Here is a 20,714-nt window from a genome sequence, read left to right on the forward strand (position 1 = left end):
GGACATGCGCATTTATGCAGGCAGGAGCCACGGAAGGCCTGGAAACGGGAGCGGGGAACTGCGCGCCCGGCCACGGACATCCGCGGCCACCCATCGGCGCACAGCTCCCCGGCACAACCGGTGGAGCCCCTAGGCTCCGCGCAGCACGGCCCCCGTGCGCTCGGCGGCCAGCGCCACCGCCGCGTCGCGCGCCGCGGACGCCTCGTCGACGGTCAGCGTGCGATCGGCGGCACGGAACCGCAGCGCGTAGGCGAGGGACTTCTTGTCCTCGCCGAGCTGCTCGCTCTCGTACTCGTCGAACAGCCGGATGGACTCGAGGAGTTCACCCGCGCCGTCGCGCAGCGCCGCCTCGACGTCCGTGTGCGGGACCGTCCTGGCGACGACCAGCGCGACATCCTGCGTGGCGACCGGGAAGGTCGAGATCTTCGGGCCCTTGGGGTGACCCGAGCTCGCCCGCTCCAGCACGTCCAGGTCCAGCTCCATCGCGCAGGTGCGCGCGGGCAGGCCCAGCGTCTTCAGTACACCGGGGTGCAGCTCACCGGCGTACCCGATGATCTGCTCCGCACCGTCCACGACGACCGCGAGCTCGGCGCAGCGGCCCGGGTGCCACGGCCCGTACTGGCCGGAGCGGACGAGGAGTTCGGTCCCCGACTCGCGGGCCAGGGTGCGCGCGGCCTCGACCGCGTCGGCCCAGTCGGCCGGACGGCCCTTGCCCCACCAGCCGGCCTGCTCGCGGGCGCCCGCGAGGACGACGGCGGCGTACCGGGGCTGGACGGGAAGCGCGGCGGTCAGGGACGCGACCTCCTCGTCGGTGGGACGGCGGTCGACGGGCAGCCGCCCGGCGACGCGCAGTTCCTCCTGCGGGTGGAAGACCAGGCCCGTCTCGAAGAGCGCCAGGTCGTGGCTGCCTCGGCCGTCGTTGCGGCGCAGGCTCTGGAGCAGACCCGGCAGCAGCGTCGTACGAAGCGCGGGCTCCTCGTCGGAGAGCGGGTTGACCAGCTTGACGACCTTGCGCTTCGGGTCGTCGTCGGCCAGGCCGAACTGGTCGAAGACGTGCTCGCCGATGAACGGGTAGTTCAGCGCCTCCACGTATCCGGCACCGGCCAGCGCGCGGCCGATCCGGCGGTGCAGCCGCTGCCGGCCGGTGAGGCCGAGGCCCGCCGGGGGCTTGGGCAGCGTGGAGGGCAGGTTCTCGTAGCCCTCGAGCCGGATGACCTCCTCCGCGAGGTCGTTCGGGTCCGTCAGGTCGGGCCGCCAGGACGGCACGGTGACGATCAGCTCGTCCTGCCCGCCCGCCGCCCGACCACCGCCCCCCAACGACGCGTTCCACGCGGCAGAATTTCCAAAGACGTCGCAGCCGACCTCCTGGAGGCGGCGGACGACGGTCTCGCGGCCGTAGTCGACTCCGGCCACCTTGTCCGGGTGGTTCGCCGGGATGGTGATGGTGTGCGGCGCGGAGGGCGCGATCACCTCGGTGACCCCGGCGTCGGCGGTGCCGCCCGCGAGGAGCACGAGCAGGTCGACGGTCCGCTGGGCCGCGGCGGACGCGGCCTGCGGGTCGACGCCGCGCTCGAAGCGCTTGGACGCCTCGGAGGCCAGCTTGTGACGGCGGGCCGTGCGCGCGATCGAGATCGCGTCGAAGTGCGCGGCCTCGATGACGACCTCGGTCGTGGTGCCCTCGGTGTCGTCGATCTCGGTGTGGGCGCCGCCCATGACGCCCGCGAGGCCGATGGGGCCGCGGTCGTCGGTGATCACCAGGTCTCCGGCGTCCAGCGTGCGCTTGACGCCGTCGAGGGTGGTGAGCTTCTCGCCCTGCTCGGCCCGGCGCACACCGATCGTGCCCTGGACACGGCCGCGGTCGTAGGCGTGCAGGGGCTGGCCGAGCTCCAGCATCACGTAGTTGGTGACGTCGACGGCCAGCGAGATCGGGCGCATCCCGGCCTTCTGCAGACGGCGCCGCAGCCAGATCGGAGAGTGCGCGTCGGGGTCGAGGCCGGTCACCGTACGCGCGGTGAAGCGGTCGCAGCCCATCGGGTCGGAGACCTGCACCGGGTAGCCGAACGCGTTCGGGGCCGGTACGTCGAGCAGCGCGGGGTCGCGCAGCGGCAGGCCGTACGCGATGGCGGCCTCGCGGGCCACGCCGCGCAGCGACAGGGCGTAGCCGCGGTCGGGCGTGACGGCGATGTCGAGGACCTCGTCGACGAGCTGGAGCAGCTCGATCGCGTCGGTCCCGACCTCGACCTCTGGCGGCAGCACGATGATGCCTCCCCCAGACTCCGTCCGGGGGGACCCCCAGCCGTCGTCGCCCATGCCCAGCTCGTCGCCGGAGCAGATCATGCCGTGCGAGGTCTTGCCGTACGTCTTGCGCGCGGCGATCGCGAAGTTGCCGGGCAGGACGGCGCCGGGCAGCACCACGACGACCTTGTCGCCGACGGCGAAGTTGCGGGCGCCGCAGACGATCTCCTGGGGCTCACCGGTGCCGTTGGCGGTGCCGACGTCGACGGTGCAGAAGCGGATGGGCTTCTTGAACTCCGTCAGTTCCTCGATGGTGAGCACCTGGCCGACGACCAGGGGACCCTTGAGGTCGGCGCCGAGCGGCTCGACGGTCTCGACCTCGAGCCCGGCCGAAATGAGCTTGGCCTGGACGTCGCGCCCGGTCTCCGTCGCCGGCAGGTCGACGTACTCCCGCAGCCAAGAAAGCGGGACCCGCATCAGATCTCCATCCCGAACGGCCGGGTGAACCGGACGTCACCCTCGACCATGTCTCGCATGTCTTCCACGTTGTGACGGAACATCAGCATCCGCTCGATGCCGAACCCGAACGCGAATCCGCTGTACTTCTCCGGGTCCACACCGCAGGCGACCAGCACCCGCGGGTTGACCATGCCGCAGCCGCCGAGCTCGATCCAGCCCTCGGAGGAGCAGGTCCGGCAGGGGCGGTCGGGGTTGCCGACGGACTCGCCCTTGCAGACGTAGCAGAGCATGTCCATCTCGGCGGACGGCTCGGTGAAGGGGAAGTAGTTCGGGCGCAGCCGGGTCTTCATGTCCGAGCCGAAGAGCGACTGGACCATGTGGTCCAGGGTGCCCTTGAGGTCGGCCATGGTCAGGCCCTCGTCGACGGCCAGCAGCTCGATCTGGTGGAAGACCGGGGTGTGCGTGGCGTCGAGTTCGTCCGTGCGGTAGACGCGGCCGGGGCACACGACGTAGACGGGCGGCTCCCGGTCGAGCAGGGCGCGGGCCTGCACCGGCGAGGTGTGGGTGCGCAGCACGACACCGGACTCGTCGCCCTCAGTGCCCTTGGGGCCCTGGACGAAGAAGGTGTCCTGCATCTGCCGGGCCGGGTGGTCGGGCGTGAAGTTGAGGGCGTCGAAGTTGAACCACTCCGCCTCGACCTCGGGGCCCTCGGCGACCTCGTATCCCATGGACACGAAGACGTCCGCGACCCGCTCCATCATGGTGGTCAGCGGATGCCGGGCGCCGGCCGGTACACGGTCGTACGGCAGCGTGACGTCCACCGCCTCCTCGACGAGTACGCGGGCGTCGCGCTCGGCCTCCAGCTCGGTCTGGCGGGCGGCGAGGGCCTTGTTCACGGCGCCGCGGGCCTGGCCGACGAGCTTTCCGGCCGCTGCCTTGGCCTGCGGGGGCAGTGCGCCGATCTCGCGGTTGGCGAGGGCCAGCGGCGAGGTGCCGCCGGTGTGGGCGACCTTGGCCTCCTGGAGCGCGTCGAGGTCACCGGCGGCCGCGAAGGCGGCGAGCGCCTCGTCCCGCATGCGCTCGATCTCTTCCGGTTTCAAGGCCTCGACCTCTACAGGGTCGTACGACTTATTAGGTGCCGACATCTCTTCCCGTGCTTCCGGTTGGCTGGCTGAGGGTCCCCGTCATCGACTCGGAGACGAATCGTCCGCAGATGAGAGGACGCAAAGGTGCCAAAGGCCGAGTCTAACGGGGGTGGGGGCCTGCCCAGGACTGGGCGTCCTCGCGATGCTCCCGTGCGGATGCGCCCGTGGGGGCCGCTGCGGCGTTACAGAAGGTACGCCGGGGTGCCCACGGGCAACGTAAATCGGAACTCCGCGCCCCCGCCGGGGGCGCGGCCGACCGTGATGGTGCCGCCGTGGACTTCGACGATGCCCTTGACGATGTAGAGCCCGAGGCCGGTGCCGCCGCGCTTGCTGCCCCGCCAGAAGCGGGTGAAGACGCGGTTCATGGACTCCTCCGGGATTCCGGTGCCCTCGTCGCTCACGGTGACCGACGTGGCGGCGTTCGCCGTGCCCTCGTCGTCCGGCCGCTCACGCGGGGAGACCGAGGGTGCCACGTCAATGGTGACGGTTCCCTCGCCGTGCCGCACCGCATTTTCGATCAGGTTGCTGAGCACCTGGTCGATCTTGTCGGGGTCGGCCCAGAGGGCGGGCAGGGGCTGTTCGATGCGCAGCAGGAAGCGGTCGGCGGGCTGGCCCGAGGCGACGTACGCCTGGATGTGCCGGCCGACGGCGGCGCCTATGTCGACGGGCTGGCGGCGCAATTCGAGGCGCCCCGAGTCGATGCGGGAGATGTCGAGGAGCTCGGCGATGAGCCGGGTGACACGGTTCGCGTCGGCGTCGACGGTCTCCAGCATCAGCTTCTTCTGGTCGTCGGTGAAGCGTTCCCACTTGGCGAGCAGGGTCGCCGTGAAGCCCTTGACGGAGGTGAGCGGCGAGCGCAGCTCGTGGGCGACCGTGGCGATCAGCTCGGCGTGGCTGCGCTCGGTGCGGCGGCGGGCCTCGGTGTCGCGCAGGGAGACGACGACCCGGCGGACCGGTCCGGTGGGCCGGGTCCGCACATAGCGCGCGGAGACGAGGACCTCACGGCCGCCGGGGAGCAGCAGATTGCGCTCGGGCTGGCCGTTGCGGATGGCGAGACCGCCGTACGGGTCGGTCATCTGCCACCATCGGCGGCCCTCCAGGTCCTCCAGGGGGAGCGCCGACTCGAGCCGCCGGCCGAGGGCCTCGGCCGCGGGGACCGCCGTGATCCGGGCCGCGGCGGCGTTGAAGCAGATCACCCGGCCCTGTTCGTCGGCGACGACGATTCCGTCGGGCAGGTCGTCGGGGTCGATGCCGAGCCCGGCTCCGGGGCCGTCTCCGGCGGGGTCATCGTGCCGGGACGCGGATGTGCCGCGCACGTCCCGTGCTCGTAGCGCGCTCTGCGCCCCGCCCGTGCCGACACTCATCCCCGTACCCCACCTCTCGTCTGGCGCAGAGGGCCCCCGAGCCCGTCACCCTACTAGCTGCCGGTCACGGAACGGCACCCTGTGGGGGCGCGCTGTGCACGGGCTGACGCGTAGAGACATACGGCCGCGGCCGTGGCGAGGTTCAGGCTCTCGGCCTTCCCGTGGATCGGAACGCGCACGACGGCATCGGCCAGCGCGCGGGTCTCCTCCGGAAGCCCCCAGGCCTCGTTGCCGAACACCCAGGCGGTGGGTCCGCCCATGGTCCCCTTGTCGAGTTCGTCGTCGAGATCGTCCTCGCCCGCGCCGTCGGCGGCGAGGATGCGGACGCCCGCGTCCTTGAGTCCGGCCACGGCCTGCTCGACGGGCACGCCGACGGCGACGGGCAGATGGAACAGGGAGCCGACGGAGGCGCGTACGGCCTTGGGGTTGTAGAGGTCGACGGAGGCGTCGGTGAGGACGACGGCCTCGGCGCCCGCGGCGTCCGCGCAGCGCAGCACGGTTCCGGCGTTCCCGGGGTCGCGGACGTGCGCGAGTACGGCGACGAGCCGGGGGCGGGCCTTGAGGATGTCCTCGAAGGGGGTGTCGAGGAAGCGGCAGATCCCGACGAGGCCCTGTGGGGTGACGGTGGTGGAGATGTCGGCGATGACCTGCTCTTCGGCGAGGTGCACCCGGGCGCCGGCACTTCGGGCGTCGCCGACGATGTCGGCGTACCGCTCGGCGGCCTCGACGGTGGCGAACAGTTCCACGAGCGTGGCGGAGCCGTCGGCGCGGTGCGCCGCGGCCTCCCGAACGGACTGGGGCCCCTCGGCGAGGAACAGCCGCTCCTTGCCCCGGAAGTTCCGCCGGGCGAGCCGCCGGGCGGCCTGGACACGCGGCGAGCGCGGGGAGATCAGCTCGGGGGCGGCGGGGGGCATGTTCTGGTTCACCTTCGGTATCTGTGCAGCTCACATGGCAGCGGGGGCGACTCCGACCCCCCAGGAGCGCGGGGCTCTGTCGATCTGCGGCTCCGCCGCGTGGGCGCGACCAGCCCCCGACGGCCCGCACCCGGACGACTGCCCGTGGGGTTCAGCGACAAAGGACCCGCAGGTCTGAAAACCTGCGGGTCCTTTCGTCACATCGGCTCAGAGCCAGCGCAGCGTCACGCGGCCTTCGGCGCGTTGACGTCCGACGGCAGCGCCTTCTGCGCGACCTCGACGAGGGCGGCGAACGCGTTGGCGTCGTTGACGGCCAGCTCCGCGAGGATCTTGCGGTCCACCTCGATGTTGGCGGCGTTCAGACCCTGGATGAGGCGGTTGTACGTCATGCCGTTCTGGCGGGCCGCAGCGTTGATGCGCTGGATCCACAGCCGACGGAAGTCGCCCTTGCGCTTCTTGCGGTCGTTGTAGTTGTAGACCAGCGAGTGGGTGACCTGCTCCTTGGCCTTGCGGTACAGGCGCGAACGCTGACCGCGGTAGCCGGAGGCCGCCTCGAGGATTGCCCGGCGCTTCTTGTGGGCGTTGACTGCCCGCTTGACGCGTGCCACTTTTTACTCCTTGTAGCGGGGCCGTGGTTGGACTCACACGACCCGAAATCGATGGGGTCCCGGTTCAGACGTGCGGCGCTGGGCGCCGTACGTCACTTGCCGAGAAGCTTCTTGATCTTCTTGGCGTCGCCCGGGGCCATCTCGGCGGTGCCGGTGAGACGACGCGTCACGCGGGACGACTTGTGCTCGAGCAGGTGGCGCTTGCCGGCGCGCTCACGGAGCACCTTGCCGGAGCCGGTGATCTTGAAGCGCTTGCTGGCACCGCTGTGCGACTTGTTCTTCGGCATAGCGCCGTTCTCTCCTCGTCAGTGGCGTTCCGGTGCCCGGTCGCTGGACCGGGCACGATGGAACGTCATATGTATGGATTGACATCCCGGGGCATCAGCCCTGGGATCAGGCCTCGGCGGATGCCTCGGCCGGAGCCTCGGCGGGCTCGGCCTCGGTGGTCTCGCCCTCGACGGCTTCACCCTCGATGTCGTCGTCGGCGGCGTTCTGCGAACGACCGGGGTTGGCCTTCGCTTCTGCCTTGCGAGCCGCCTGAGCCTCACGGGCCTCGGCCATCGCCTCGGTCTTCTTCTTGTGCGGACCGAGAACCATGATCATGTTTCGGCCGTCCTGCTTCGGGTTCGACTCGATGAACCCGAGGTCCTCGACGTCCGTGGCGAGACGCTGCAGCAGTCGGTAGCCGAGCTCCGGCCGGGACTGCTCGCGACCACGGAACATGATCGTGATCTTGACCTTGTCGCCCTGCTTGAGGAACCGGACGACGTGACCCTTCTTCGTGTCATAGTCGTGCGGGTCGATCTTCGGCCGGAGCTTCATCTCCTTGATGACCGTGTGCGCCTGGTTCTTGCGCGCCTCACGGGCCTTCATGGCCGACTCATACTTGAACTTGCCGTAGTCCATGAGCTTGCAGACGGGCGGGCGGGCTGTCGCCGCCACCTCGACCAGGTCGAGGTCGTACTCCTGAGCAAGCTCAAGGGCCTTGGCAAGCGGAACAATCCCGACCTGCTCGCCGCTGGGACCGACAAGTCGCACTTCGGGAACGCGAATCCGGTCGTTGATGCGGGGCTCGGCGCTGATGGATCCTCCTCGGTAGCACCACACGGCGGTCTGGCGGACAGCCGCGTATGTCTCTGATGACATGTGGACCAACCGCCGCAGGGCATGAAAAATGCCCCTGACGGGACACAGGCGGGGCTCCATGGTTAACCGGAGCACCGCCGCGGTCAGCCGCGGGGCGCACATCGGACGACTCCACCGTCCGTACGGAACGGTGGGGGCCGCCTGACCGGGTGACCCGCCGTCCCGGAGGACGGTCAGGTGGGAGATCGGAGCCTCCACTTGTGGGCCGAGCACATACGTGTCCGGCCGGTCGTTACACAAGGTTAGCAGTTCCGCCGGGTGCGCGCTAACCGGCGGCCTCCCCGCCGTCTCCCGCCCGGAGGAGGACTCCCGCGGCCGGGGGCGCGCGCGCCGGGGCCTATCGTGTGAGGCATGAGTGACACCCCTCCCCAGAACCCCGACTACGACACCATGGCCCGCGACATCGCCGAGGTCCCCGCGGTCGAGGTCATCGTGACGGTCGCCGTCAACCTGATGAGCGCCGCCGCCGTGAAGCTCGGTCTCACCGAGGAGGGCGACGAGCACAAGGACCTGGACGAGGCGCGCAAGCTGGTCACCGCGCTCGCAGGGCTCCTCGACGCGAGCACGACCGAGATCAGTTCCTTCCACGCGGCGCCGCTGCGCGACGGCCTGAAGTCGCTCCAGCTGGCCTTCCGCGAGGCGTCCCTCGTCCCGGACGAGCCGGGCCAGGGCCCGGGCGAGAAGTACACGGGCCCCGTCTACGGCTGACCCGCGTCCGTACGTCGCAGGGACGCGGACCTATCCGCGTACGTACAGGGGCTCGCCCGGTGGGGTCGCCTCGGCCGGCAGCAGCGCCAGGTCGAGGCCGCGCACCAGGCGGGCCCTCAGTGTTTCGTCGGCCGCGAGCCGCTCGGCCACCGCGCGAGCGGTCTCGGCGGGAGCGGCCGACGGGTCGAGCACGAGGGCGAGGGTGCCGTCCGCCCGGCCGGGGCCGAGATGGGCGCGGACGACCAGGGGCTCGGCGGCGACCGCGGCCCGTACCGCCTCGATCACGGCCGGATCGGCGAGCGGGTCGGCGGTCGTACGCCCCTCGGCGAGCGCCAGCAGGGCGGAGCCCGTCAGCTCGTAGGGCACGGGACCGGCCAGGTCCAGCACGATCGTGTCGGCCTTCTCGTGCGCCGCGGCCTCCAGGACCTGGATCAGGCGTACGGCGACGGGGCGGGCCTCGGAGTCCCAGCGGGCCAGCGCGTCGGTGGACGTGAAGGCGGGCAGGGCCGTGCGGTTCCCGGCCTTGAGCGTGGGCACCGCCATGTCGCTGGTCTTCTCGCGGCGCAGGCCGTTCTCGTCCTCCTCGACCTCTCCGAGGAGGGCCACGACGGGCACGAGCAGCCGGGCACCCCCGAGTGCCTCGAGGACCGGCGGCACGGCGGTGCGGTCCGCGGACCACGCGGCGAGCGCCGCGCTCAGCCGGGGGTCGGCGGAACCGTCGTCGTCGGAGAAGCCGGAGTCGGGAATGTTCTTGTTCGCCACGGTCCCCGACCCTATCGGGGGGATGCTGCTGCGCTTGTGCGGCCCCTGAAACCCGGCATTGACGGGATTCATCAGTTTCTCAGTCTTCCCTGACACACCTCTAACACGCGTCTAACCGCGGACACAGCCCGGCGGTCCAGCATCGCGGGATGGACCGTCACAGAGCACGCGGGCGCCGCGCCCGGCCCTCCCGACGCAAGCCACTCCTGTACACCGCCGTGGCCTCCGCCATCCTCGTCGGTGCCACGGCGACCGGGGCCGTGTACGTGAAGGCCCAGGCGCACGAGGGCCCGGGCGCCGTATCGTCGGCTGCGGCGTCGGCATCGCCCTCTTCGTCGCCGACCGTCGCCGAGGAGGCATCGGTGGAACCTGTCGCGGAGCCCGCCGTGGACCGGGACGCACTGCTCGCGAAGGCGATGAAGGCGGTGACGGTGGCGGACGGCGCGAAGACCTCGGTCGCCGTCCTCGACATCGACTCCGGTGAGAGCGCCGCGTACGGCGACGCCGCCTTCGACACCGCGAGCATCGTCAAGGTGGACATCCTGGCCACGCTGCTGCTCCAGGCACAGGACGCGGGCCGGCGTCTCACCGCGCGGGAGAAGACGTACGCCACCGCGATGATCGAGAACAGCGACAACGCGTCGGCGACCGCGCTGTGGAGGGCGATCGGCCGGGCCGACGGCCTGGACGAGGCGAACAAGCGCTTCGGTCTGACGGACACGGAGGGCGGCGACGGCGAGCTGTGGGGGCTGACCCAGACCACGGCGAGCGACCAACTGACGCTGCTGCGGCAGGTGTTCGGTGACGACTCCGAACTCAGCGAGAGCTCCCGGTCCTATCTCCAGGGGCTCATGGGCGAGATCGCGACCGACCAGCAGTGGGGGGTGTCGGCCGCTGCGGACGGTTCTCGATGGGCCCTGAAGAACGGATGGTTGGCGCGCAGCACCACCGGGCTGTGGGACATCAACAGCGTCGGGCGGGTCTCGGCCGACGGCCACACCTATCTGGTGGCGGCGCTGTCGAAAGGCAACTCCACTCAGGCGAAGGGCATTTCGCTGGTTGAAGCGGTGTCGAAGGCCGCGCTGGCCGCCTTCCAGGACACCGCTGAGGACTGACCAGGACACCGCTGTGGACTGACGGCGACGGGACCGGCGGGACGTGTGCGTCGGCCGGAGCGGCGCCGCGGGTCCGGGTCCGGTGCGGGCAGGGACCCGGGTCGGTGGACTTCCTGCTGCCCACCGGTGGTGCGCGGGTCCGGAAATCCTAGGAACGGCCGAACAGATGCGGGGCTCTGCGCCCGCGCCACAGGACCACCGAGGCACCCAGCAGGGCCAGGCCCAGGGCGCCCGCGAGGGGGCCGGCCCAGTCGGCGGAACTGCCGCCGTCGTCGGGGCTGTCGGGGCCAGGGCCGAAGAACTTCTGGCCGTACGCCGCCGACTTGAGGCCTTCCGGCTTGAGCCGGCCGCCCGCCTCGATGGCGGCGGCGGGGTCGATGAAGCCGAAGCCGCGGGAGTCGTCACGGCCCCCGGAGGGAACGTTGCGGGCGGTGTCCTCGAGAAGCTGCTTGATCTGGGCCGGGGACAGGCCCGGGTGGGCGGCCCTGATGAGCGCGACCGCGCCGGAGACGAACGCGGACGCCGCGCTGGTGCCCCAGCCCTCGTAGTAGCGGTCGTCCGGGTCGGCGATGACGACATCGACGCCCGGGGCGCTGACGGTCGCGTACCAGCGGCGGGTGGAGAAGGAGGCGCGGGTTCCGTAGCGGTCGACAGCGGTCGCCGCGATCACGCCGGGGTACGCGGCCGGGTAGGAGATGTGGTCACCCTTCTCACCGCCGTTGCCGGCCGAGGCGACGACGACGGCACCCTTCTTCAGCGCGTACTGGACGGCTTCGTCCTCGGCGGGCTCTGGGTGGGCGGACTTGGAGTCGTCACCGAGGGAGAGGTTGATGACGTCGGCGCCGTGGTCGGTGGCCCAGCGGATGCCCTCGGCGAGCGCGTTTCCCCGGGTGTTGCGGGCCTTGGAGCGGGCCGAGTCGCCGTCCTCGAGGATGACGCGGACGGGCAGGACCTTGGCCTCCGGGGCGATGCCCATGACGCCGTCGGCGTCACCCGCCCCGTGGCCGTGCCCGGCGATGATGCCCGCCATGGCGGTGCCGTGCCGGGCCCAGGCCCGGTCGCCGCGGCTCGCGCCGAAGCCGACCATGTCCTTGCCGGCGAGCACGTTGCCCGCGAGGTCCGGGTGCCGGGCGTCGACGCCGGTGTCGAGGACGGCGACGGTGATGCCCTTGCCCTTGGTGGTCCGCCACGCCTGCTGTGTGTGCATCGCGTCGAGGCCCCACTGCTGGGCGCGTATGCCGTCGGCGTGCGCGGCGGTCGAGGGCACCAGGGCGAGGGAGACGGCGAGGACGGCGCCGAGGACGCCGGACCTGCGGGAGAGGCGGGGCCGACGAGCTGTGAGGGCCGCGCGGACGCGCTTCCCCGACATCGGGCGCGGTCCGACCGCGGCGGTCGTGCCGACCGCGGCGGTCGTGCCGGTCTGCCGAATGCGGCCGGCGGGGTCGTCCGTGCGGGTCATGACGGCTTCTCCGTGGCCGAGGTGACGGTCTTGCGGAGGCCTCGCTCCACCCGGTCGGCGAGACCCCGCGCCTCATGGCCGAGGCCCGCCTGGGCCACGGCCGCGGTCGAGTCCGCCTTCATCGCCTCGGCGGCGGGCTGCGGAGTGGCGACCGCGCGCCCGTCCGCGAACCCGGAGACGGCGTACACGACGACGGGGGCGTCCGTGAGGACGGACTCGGTCCAGGAGGCGCGCTGGGCCTTGCCGAAGTCCTCGGCGGCGGTGCCCTTCGCCGCGTAGGGGCGGGGCATCAGGTCGGTGCGCCGGTCCAGGCCCTCCTTGCGGAAGCGGGCCTTCAGGGAGGTCATGGCCGCCGCGTCCGCCTTGGTGAACAGCAGGCCGACGGTGGTGACATGGCTCCGGGTCGCGTCCACGTAGGTGGCGCGCAGCAGCCGCAGGCAGCCGACGGGGGCGAGGGCCTGGCGCAGCAGCGGGTCGAAGGCGTCCTTGCAGCCGGTGTCCGGGGCGACGGCGATCCGCGTCCAGGTGCGGTCGGAGCCGCCGGGACCCGCCCCGTCGCCCCGCACGGTCGGCGGGAAGAGCTGGTCCACGGGCACGCTGTGCCAGAGTTCTCCGGACGCCGTGAAGGCGCCGCGCGAACCGAGTCCGTCCGCGTCGTCGCCGGTGAGCCAACTCCCCGTCACCGCACCGCCGATGAGCCCGAGCCCGAGGACGACACAGGCCGCGGCGACCAGGGTACGGGGCCGGGCCCGGCCGCGGAACGGACTCATCCGCGAGGTGCCCTCGCCGTACGTCTCGGGCTCCGCGAACGATACGAAGGGGCGCTCCACGCCCGGGGCGCCGTCGGCGGACGCCGCCCGGGGGGCCGGAGCGAACGGGGGTGTCGCCCCGGAAGGCACCGGGGGCTCCTCGTCCCGGACGGTCCGTGGCCGCCGCGGCGTCTCCATGAGCCGCTCCCCGGAAACAGGGGCGTGCCCAGCCGCTCCGGACGCCGATGCCACGGGCCGCGAGGGCTCGGAGAGGCGCGGGGGTTCGGAGGAACGCAGGCGCTCGGACGGGCGCGGGGGTTCCGAGGGATGCGGAGGCTCGGAGGGACGCAGGCGCTCGGACGGGCGCAAGGGCTCGGACGGACGCAGGGGCTCGGACGGACGCAGGGGCTCGGCCGGGCGCGGGGTTCCCAAGGGATGCGGAGGCTCGGAGGAGCGCAGACGCTCGGACGGACGCAAGGGCTCGGACGGGCGCGGGGTTCCCAAGGGATGCGGAGGCTCGGAGGAGCGCAGACGCTCGGACGGACGCAAGGGCTCGGCCGGGCGCGGGGTTCCCAAGGGATGCGGAGGCTCGGAGGAGCGCAGACGCTCGGACGGACGCAGGGGCCCGGACGGGCGCGGGGGGTCGGACGGATGCGGGGGGTCGGATGGACGCAGGGGCCCGGAGCCGCGTGCCGGACCGGACTCGCGCTCCGGCGCAGCGGGGTGCGACAACCGGGCGGGGCGCTGCGCGGGGCGGGGTGCTCCGCCGGGCTGCGACGACCCGGCGGTGTGCGGTGCCCCACCGGGACGCACCGGCTCGGCGGAAGCGGGCGGCGCGTCCGGGAAGCGCGCGGAGGCCGCGGGCGGCGGCGGAACCGTCGAACCCGGCCGCCCCTCGGGACGGAGATGGGGGAAGCGTCGGGGCTCCGGCCGGGAAGCGGATGAGGAACCCCGCGGAGCGGCGTCCGAAGCGGGGCGCTCCGAGGCCGCCGACGGCGAGGCCGGGCGCTCAGAGGGGGATCCCGTGGAGCCCCGCCGCTCGGCTTCCGACGGGGGGCGCTGCGCGGTGAACGGTGCCGGCGGGCGCTGTGCGGCGGACGGCGAGGTGCCGGCCGGGGCGGACCTCGGCCCACCGGGCGCGGCGGCACCCGGGGCACCGGACGAGGCAGACCCCGGCCTGCCGGGCGAGCCGGACGTCGACGCACCGGGCGCAGCGGATCTCTGCACTCCGGGTGAGACAGCACCCGGAGCGCCGGACGAGGCAGACCCCGGCGCACCGGGTGAACCGGACGTCGGCGCACCGCGCGAGCCGGACGTCGGCCTGCCCGGTGCGGCAGACGGGAGTCGGCCGGGCGCAGCGGACGCGGGTGCGCCGGACGGGGCCGACGTCGGAGCGCCGGACGAGGCCGCCGCAGGACTGCCGGACGGCGGGGTGTACGCCGTGCCGGATGCCTCGTCCGTTTCCGCCGAGGTGTCGAAGAAGTCGAAGGAACGCGGCGGCGACGGCACCCGCGAGGCCCGCACGGTTCCCGACGCGGAACCCGGCGGAGAGGTCTGCGCGGCGGCGGAAGCCGGTGGGGAACCGCCGTCGGACGATCGGGACCCGCCACCGCCCACGGACCGTCCGCTCGCCGAACCGGGCCACTCCCGCGTCGACGGTGGTCCGACGGGCTGGGGCGGCACCGACGGGGCCTCCGGACGAGGCGGGCTCACGGGGCGCGGCGGGACCAGCGGAGGGCGGTTCGGCGCGCCGTGCCCGGAGGACCGGGACGGAGTTTCCCGCCCGGGGGACGCGGCGGACTCGAAGGGGGACTCGTCGGACCAGTCCTCCCCTCCTGACGGACGCTGCTCGGGCGACCGGGCCGGTATCGACGGAGCCGGTTCGTCGGGCGGAGTCGTCCGAGCGGAACGGTTCGCCGGAGCCGGTGGCGTCGACGGAGCCGGCGGGTTCGCGGGAAGCGGCGGGTTCGCCGGAGGGGGCGGGGTCTGCGACGTCTCGGCGGGTGGGGTGCCGGGGCGCGGGGGAATCGAGGCGCGCCGCGCTTCCGTGCTCATGCACCCCCCGTTTCCTCGTACCGGGCTGTCGGCAGCCGCGGAACTCGGCGAGCCGTTTCGTGTGCGGAAGGGGCCCGCCACGGGCACGCATACCCGCACCGGTGGACCGTCACCCCGGGCAGGACCCGCCGGGGCAAGGTCGTTCCTCCCTGCGCCCGCGTCACTCTACGGGTTGACGCGCGTCAGGCGGGAACCAGTCCGAAGCCCGGGGGCATCTGCCCGGAACGTCCCCCTACCCTGCGGTAATCGAGTCTGGCAGGCTTCGGTCATGACTGCCCGTGCCGCCGACAGGGCCCGCTACGACCGGGCCACCGCTCACCTCGACGCCCCCGTCGCGATCGTGGACCTGGAGGCCTTCGACGCGAACGCGGACGATCTCGTCCGCAGGGCCGGCGGCAAGCCGATCCGTGTCGCCAGCAAGTCCGTCCGCTGCCGCGCCCTCCTGGAACGCGTCCTGGACCGGGACGGCTTCGCGGGGATCATGTCCTTCACCCTCGCCGAGTCGCTGTGGCTGGCCAGGTCGGGTTTCGACGATGTCCTGCTCGCCTATCCGTCGGCCGACCGCAAGGGCTACGCCGAGCTGACCGGCGACCCCAAGCTCGCCGCCGCGGTGACCGTCATGGTCGACGACCCGGCGCAGCTCCGTCTCATCGACGAGGCACGCCAGGGTGGCACCGAAGTCGTGCGTGTCTGCCTGGAGTTGGACACCTCGCTCAAGCTGTTCGGCGGCCGGGTCCGGGTCGGGGCGCTGCGTTCGCCGCTGCACTCCCCCGCCCAGGTGGCGGAGATGGCCCGCGCCGTCCGGCGCACCCCCGGGTTCAAGCTGGTGGGGATCATGGCGTACGAGGGTCACATCGCGGGCGTCGGCGACGCGATCGCGGGGCGGCCGCTGCGCTCGCGTGCCGTGCGGCTGATGCAGGCCACCGCCCGGAAGGAACTCATCCAGCGGCGGGCCGAGGTCGTCCGGGCGGTACGGGCCATCGAGCCGGACCTCGAATTCGTCAACGGCGGCGGCACCGGCAGTGTCCAGCACACGGCCGCCGAGGACGCCGTCACCGAGATCGCGGCCGGTTCGGGGCTCTATGTTCCGAGGCTCTTCGACAACTACACGTCGTTCAGCGGACGTCCGGCCGCACTGTTCGCCCAGCCCGTCGTGCGCCGGCCTGGCGTGGGTGTGGTGACCGTGCTGGGCGGCGGATACCCGGCGTCCGGCGCCGCGGGTCCCGACCGGCTGCCCGTCCCGTATCTGCCGGAGGGCCTGGCGTACGACCCCCAGGAAGGTCCCGGCGAGGTCCAGACCCCGCTGCTCGGCTCCCCGGCGGACGATCTGCTCATCGGCGACAAGGTGTGGTTCCGGCACGCCAAGGCCGGTGAGCTGTGCGAGCGGTTCGACACGCTGCACCTGGTCGAGGGCGACTCGGTCACGGCCACGGTCCCGACGTATCGCGGTGAGGGGCACACCTTCCTCTGATCCGGTGGGGGGCACGGCTCACTTCGACGGGCCGATGCTGCTGCCCACGCCGCCGTCCCCGTCCTCGTCGCCGGTCGACCGGATCCCCTTGGTGATCCGGTCCATGTCGGAGAGCGGCGGCCCGTCGGCCCCGGCGTCGAAGGCGAACCGGACGATGACCAGGGACTCCGAGCCCACGCTGGACGGGAACGCCAGCGACTCGACGTAACCCCCGGGCCCCACACCGGTCTTGACCTTCCAGCGCACGAAGTATCCCGCGCGCCCGGCGACGGCGACCGAGCCGGCCTTCACCAGCCGGTGGGAGGTGATGCCCCGGAAGGGGCGGCTGTCGACGAGGTCGTGTTCGTACGCGCTGTCGGCGGCGTCCTTGATGTCCCCCTCGGCGAGGGCCTTCGGAGACGTCTCGTCGGTCGCCGTGGCGGTGCGCGAGACGACCCGGCCGTGCCGGCACAGACCGGGGTCGCCCGGGCAGTCGTAGGTGCCCGGGGTCGTCATCACGGTGTCGTGGTCGGCGACGTATTTCGGTCGTTCCCAGCCGTCGAGCAGCGGGAAGGTGATGCCGTTGAGTTCGTCCACGACGACGGACGGGTCGCCGGCCGAGGGCGAGGGGCCGGAGGGGGAGGGCGACGGGCCGCCGGTGTCCGTGGGAGACGCGACGGCCGGTGTGGTCTGTGTCGCGGCCTCTTCGCCGCCGCCGTCGTCGCGCAGCAGCACGGCGCCGGTGACGATCGCGGCGACGAGGACCACGGCGGCGGTCACGAGCGCGACGGCCTTGGCCCGGCCGGAGCCGCCGTCCGCGGGCGACTCCGGCCGCGTCAGAGGCTGGGGGAGCTCGGGCTGGCGCCGGTGGTCGGTCCAGGCGGTCCCGTCCCACCAGCGCTCGACGAGCGGGTACGACGGGTCGGGGTACCAGCCGGGCGAAGGCGTCATGCTCATCCCGGCACTCTAGGGCGTGCCCGGAAAGTCTCGCCTGCCCCGCCCGCCCTTCGGGCGGTGACGGGACTGCGCGGACACGCCCCAGGATGTGCCGCGAAGGTCAGTACACGGTGTCCGCCAGGTCGGGCACGACCGATCCGTCCCGCCTGCGCACCGGCCCGGGGGTGCCGTCCGGTGCGGTGTACACGCTCGTGGAGCACGGGTAGAGCCCCTGTCTGCGGGGCAGCGGCTCGATGAACATCGGGTTGATCACCCAGCGGCCGTCGGCGCCGTCGTAGGCCCGGCACATGAGTTCGCCCTTGTTGCGGTTGAGGACGAGATGGGCGCCGGTGGCGTCGCCGACGAAGGTGACGTCGGTGTCGGCGTCTCCGGCCGCGATCGCGGTCCGATGGCGGGCGTCCTGCCGTTGCCAGGCGGCGGCGCCGCGCACGCCGTAGATCTCCTGGTTGATCCAGCAGCGCTTTCCGTCGATGTACGGGATGACCTCGCCACGGCTCGTGGGGACGTCGCCGCAGCCCTCGTTCCGGGTGGTGATCCGGCCGTGCCGGTCCAGGACGGAGCGGATCGCGATGGTGTGCGCCGCGTCGATGCCGATGCCGCGGGACCAGACCTCGGTGACGGGCTCGGAGCCGGCCGAGACGATGTACACGTCGAATCCGGCGACTCGGAGCGTCCGGATGAGATCGCGCTGCCGGTCGTAGTAGCGGACGTACGCCGGGACGGTGTGGGTGCCGAGCGTGCGGGTCGAGCCGACGGGCGCCGCGAGGGCTTCGGCGCGGGCGCGGCGGGCGTACGCCGACAGTTCGGCGACCGTGTGTCCGGCGAACAGCTGGGGCACCCAGGCGTACCGCGGGACGGTGCGCCGGTGGTTCCAGTCACCGGCGAACGCGGCGGCGCCGCTCATGGTCCTGCCGGTCTCGCGGATCTCCAGGATCTCGTCGGTGCAGCGCGGACCGGTGGCGGTCGGCAGGGGCGTGCCCACCGGCACCCGGGTGCCGCAGGCGGCGGTGAGGGCGGTGTCCGCCGCATCGGTGAGCCACTCGCTGGTGGCCTTCCAGCTCGCCGGGCGCAGGATCCTGTCGTGGCGCAGCGCCCAGGAGATGGTGGCGTCGGTGACGTCGTTCTTGGTGACCGTGTTGTCCCAGTCGAAGGCGGCGACCGGCCGCCCGCGGTGCCCGTGGTCGTCACCGGCGCAGGTACCGCGGGTGTCGATGACCTTTTGCAGGTGGGCTCGGTTGTCGCCGTACCAACCGGAGGACAGGCGTGGGCAGTTCGCGCGCGGGGCAGGAGCGGTGGGCGGCGCGGCCGCCAGGGTGGCGGCCGCGGCCAGGGTCCACGCGAACAGGTGCCGGAATGATCGGTTTCGTCCGTGTCGCATGACAGAGGGACCGTACCGGGAGAAGGTCTACAGAGGCGTGACGTACGCGCCCGAGATGCCTCCGTCCACCAGGAAGTCGGTGGCGTTCACGAAGGAGGAGTCGTCGCTGGCGAGGAACGCCACGGCCGCCGCGATCTCGTCCGCCTCGGCGAACCGCCCGACCGGGATGTGCACCAGCCGGCGTGCTGCCCGCTCGGGGTCCTTGGCGAACAGCTCCTGGAGGAGCGGGGTGTTGACGGGACCGGGGCACAGGGCGTTGACCCGGATGCCCTCCCGGGCGAACTGGACGCCCAGTTCGCGGGACATGGCCAGCACACCGCCCTTGGAGGCCGTGTACGAGATCTGCGAGGTCGCCGCGCCCATCCGGGCCACGAAGGACGCCGTGTTGATGATGGAGCCCCTGCCCTGGCGGCGCATGTAGGGGATGGCGGCCTTGCAGCACAGGTAGACGGAGGTGAGGTTGACCTCCTGGACGCGCTTCCAGGCCTCCAGGCCCGTGTCCAGGATGGAGTCGTCGTCCGGCGGCGAGATGCCCGCGTTGTTGAAGGCGATGTCGACGGAGCCGTAGGTGTCGTACGCCGTCCTGAAGAGCGTCTCGACCTGCTCGGGGTCGGTCACGTCGACCTTGACGAAGGTCCCGCCGACTTCCTCGGCCACGGCCTTGCCGCCCCGCTCGTCGACGTCACCGCAGACGACGTGCGCGCCCTCGGAGGCGAGCCGGCGCGCGGTGGCGAGGCCGATGCCGCTGGCGGCGCCGGTGATGACGGCGGTACGGCCGACCAGGCGGCGGCAGATGGTCTCTGGGGTGTCTGCGGTCACTGTGCGGGGCCCTCCGTGCTGATGAAGACGTTCTTGGTCTCGGTGAAGGCGGTAAGGGCGTCCGGGCCGAGTTCGCGGCCGATTCCCGACTGCTTGAAGCCGCCGAAGGGGGTCCAGTAGCGGACGCTGGAGTGGGAGTTGACGGACAGGTTGCCGGCGCGGACGGCCTGGGAGACGCGCAGGGCGCGGCCGACGTCGCGGGTCCAGATGGAGCCGGACAGGCCGTAGTCGGTGGCGTTGGCGAGCCGGACGGCGTCGGCCTCGTCCTCGAAGGGCAGCACGACGGCGACGGGGCCGAAGACCTCCTCGACGGCCACGCGTGCGTGGGGCTCGACGCCGGTCAGGACGGTGGGCGCGAACCAGAAGCCGGGGCCCTCGGGGGCCTTGCCCCGGATACCGGGCGTGTCGGCGTCGACGTAGGACCGTACGCGCTCCAGCTGGGCCCTGGAGATCAGCGGACCCATCTGGGTCCCCTCGTCGGACGGGTCGCCGACGACGACGGACTCGACGGCCGGGGCGAGGAGTTCGAGGAAGCGGTCGTGGACGGAGCGCTGGACGAGGATGCGGGTGCGGGCGCAGCAGTCCTGGCCGGAGTTGTCGAGGAACGACATCGGGGCGGCGGCCGCGGCGGCCTCGATGTCGGCGTCGGCGAAGACGATGTTGGGGCTCTTGCCGCCGAGTTCCAGGGTGACGCGCTTGAGGAGGGCGGAGCCCTTCGCCAGCACCTGTTTGCCGACGGCCGTCGAGCCGGTGAAGACGATCTTCGCGACGCCGGGGTGTTCGACGAGCGCGGCTCCCGCGACGGGGCCCGCGCCCGGCAGCACCTGGAAGAGGTGTTCCGGCAGGCCTGCCTCCAGGGCGAGTTCGGCCAGCCGCAGTGCCGTCAGCGGGGTCGTCTCGGCGGGTTTGAGGATGACGGCGTTGCCGGCGGCGAGGGCGGGCGCGGTGCCCCAGGCGGCGATGGGCAGGGGGAAGTTCCAGGGCGCGATGACCCCGACGACGCCGAGCGGTTCGAGGAGGGTGATGTCGAGGCCGCCCGGGACGGGGATCTGGCGGCCGGTCAGGCGCTCCACTCCCCCGGCCGCGTAGTCGAGCAGATCACGGACGTTGCCCGCCTCCCAGCGGGCGTTGCCGAGGGTGTGGCCGGCCTCGCGGACCTCCAGGCGGGCCAGTTCCTCAACGTGGTCGTCGACAGCGGCCGCGAAGCGGCGCAGCAGCCGGGCGCGGTCGGCCGGCGCGAGGGCGGCCCAGCCGGCCTGCGCCCTGGTGGCCCGCACGACGGCGTCCCCGACGTCCTGGGCGGTGGCGGCCGGGACGGTGGCGACGACCTCTTCGGTGGCGGGGTTCAGTACCCGGAGTTCATGGTCGTGCGGGTGCGGGTGCGGCAAGGG

Annotated in this window: 17 protein-coding genes; 3 read left to right on the forward strand and 14 right to left on the reverse strand. The window is 72.6% G+C overall.

Going from position 1 to position 20,714, the window contains the following annotated elements; all coding sequences use genetic code 11:
* Positions 1-129: 129 nt before the first annotated feature.
* The 7 genes from pheT to infC all read right to left on the reverse strand — a co-directional run bounded on the left by pheT (position 130) and on the right by infC (position 7,832).
* Complete coding sequence (gene pheT / locus ACWD68_RS09945; protein WP_451805962.1) at positions 130-2,712, reverse strand: phenylalanine--tRNA ligase subunit beta; 2,583 nt, start codon at positions 2,710-2,712, stop codon at positions 130-132.
* Positions 2,712-3,839, reverse strand: coding sequence for a phenylalanine--tRNA ligase subunit alpha (pheS, locus tag ACWD68_RS09950; protein WP_451805963.1), 1,128 nt, complete (start codon positions 3,837-3,839; stop codon positions 2,712-2,714). The genes pheT and pheS overlap by 1 nt, the downstream gene beginning before the upstream one ends.
* A gap of 182 nt (positions 3,840-4,021) precedes the next feature.
* On the reverse strand, positions 4,022-5,203 hold the full coding sequence (locus ACWD68_RS09955; protein WP_451805964.1) for an ATP-binding protein: 1,182 nt from the start codon (positions 5,201-5,203) through the stop codon (positions 4,022-4,024).
* Between the two features lie 53 nt (positions 5,204-5,256).
* On the reverse strand, positions 5,257-6,117 hold the full coding sequence (locus tag ACWD68_RS09960) for a TrmH family RNA methyltransferase (RefSeq protein WP_451805965.1): 861 nt from the start codon (positions 6,115-6,117) through the stop codon (positions 5,257-5,259).
* Positions 6,118-6,341: 224 nt separating this feature from the next.
* The gene (rplT, locus tag ACWD68_RS09965) at positions 6,342-6,725 is read right to left on the reverse strand and encodes a 50S ribosomal protein L20 (protein WP_024494113.1); all 384 of its coding nucleotides are present in this window, start codon (positions 6,723-6,725) and stop codon (positions 6,342-6,344) included.
* 92 nt (positions 6,726-6,817) lie between these two features.
* Positions 6,818-7,012 (reverse strand): 50S ribosomal protein L35, encoded by a 195-nt coding sequence (gene rpmI / locus ACWD68_RS09970; RefSeq protein WP_073499621.1) that lies wholly within the window; start codon positions 7,010-7,012, stop codon positions 6,818-6,820.
* A gap of 106 nt (positions 7,013-7,118) precedes the next feature.
* Positions 7,119-7,832: a translation initiation factor IF-3 gene (gene infC, locus ACWD68_RS09975; RefSeq protein WP_451806023.1), complete on the reverse strand. Its 714-nt coding sequence runs from the start codon at positions 7,830-7,832 to the stop codon at positions 7,119-7,121.
* A gap of 390 nt (positions 7,833-8,222) precedes the next feature.
* On the opposite strand from infC, the gene ACWD68_RS09980 reads away from it, so the two are divergent.
* A complete protein-coding gene (locus ACWD68_RS09980) occupies positions 8,223-8,579 on the forward strand; it encodes a DUF1844 domain-containing protein (protein WP_451805966.1) in 357 nt (118 codons plus the stop codon).
* Between the two features lie 30 nt (positions 8,580-8,609).
* On the opposite strand, the gene ACWD68_RS09985 is transcribed toward ACWD68_RS09980, so the two are convergent.
* On the reverse strand, positions 8,610-9,341 hold the full coding sequence (locus ACWD68_RS09985; protein WP_451805967.1) for an SseB family protein: 732 nt from the start codon (positions 9,339-9,341) through the stop codon (positions 8,610-8,612).
* A gap of 149 nt (positions 9,342-9,490) precedes the next feature.
* On the opposite strand from ACWD68_RS09985, the gene ACWD68_RS09990 reads away from it, so the two are divergent.
* A complete protein-coding gene (locus ACWD68_RS09990) occupies positions 9,491-10,456 on the forward strand; it encodes a serine hydrolase (RefSeq protein ID WP_451805968.1) in 966 nt (321 codons plus the stop codon).
* A gap of 148 nt (positions 10,457-10,604) precedes the next feature.
* Here the strand turns inward: ACWD68_RS09990 and mycP are convergent, their stop codons facing one another.
* The gene (gene mycP / locus ACWD68_RS09995) at positions 10,605-11,825 is read right to left on the reverse strand and encodes a type VII secretion-associated serine protease mycosin (RefSeq protein ID WP_451806024.1); all 1,221 of its coding nucleotides are present in this window, start codon (positions 11,823-11,825) and stop codon (positions 10,605-10,607) included.
* Positions 11,826-11,911: 86 nt separating this feature from the next.
* Entirely contained in the window at positions 11,912-12,862 is a 951-nt protein-coding gene (locus ACWD68_RS10000; protein WP_451805969.1) for a hypothetical protein, read from the reverse strand.
* 2,125 nt (positions 12,863-14,987) lie between these two features.
* On the opposite strand from ACWD68_RS10000, the gene ACWD68_RS10005 reads away from it, so the two are divergent.
* Positions 14,988-16,190: an amino acid deaminase/aldolase gene (locus tag ACWD68_RS10005; RefSeq protein WP_451805970.1), complete on the forward strand. Its 1,203-nt coding sequence runs from the start codon at positions 14,988-14,990 to the stop codon at positions 16,188-16,190.
* An 18-nt stretch (positions 16,191-16,208) separates the two neighbouring features.
* Here ACWD68_RS10005 and ACWD68_RS10010 read toward each other — a convergent pair whose 3' ends face one another.
* The 4 genes from ACWD68_RS10010 to ACWD68_RS10025 form a co-directional block, all read right to left on the reverse strand.
* Entirely contained in the window at positions 16,209-17,126 is a 918-nt protein-coding gene (locus tag ACWD68_RS10010) for a DUF2510 domain-containing protein (RefSeq protein WP_451805971.1), read from the reverse strand.
* A gap of 100 nt (positions 17,127-17,226) precedes the next feature.
* Positions 17,227-18,504, reverse strand: a complete 1,278-nt coding sequence (locus tag ACWD68_RS10015) for a haloacid dehalogenase-like hydrolase (RefSeq protein ID WP_451805972.1) — start codon at positions 18,502-18,504, stop codon at positions 17,227-17,229.
* A gap of 27 nt (positions 18,505-18,531) precedes the next feature.
* Complete coding sequence (locus tag ACWD68_RS10020) at positions 18,532-19,323, reverse strand: 3-oxoacyl-ACP reductase (protein WP_451805973.1); 792 nt, start codon at positions 19,321-19,323, stop codon at positions 18,532-18,534.
* Entirely contained in the window at positions 19,320-20,711 is a 1,392-nt protein-coding gene (locus ACWD68_RS10025) for an aldehyde dehydrogenase family protein (RefSeq protein WP_451805974.1), read from the reverse strand. The genes ACWD68_RS10020 and ACWD68_RS10025 overlap by 4 nt, the downstream gene beginning before the upstream one ends.
* Positions 20,712-20,714: the final 3 nt, after the last annotated feature.

This window comes from Streptomyces sp. NPDC005141 (genome assembly GCF_053599975.1).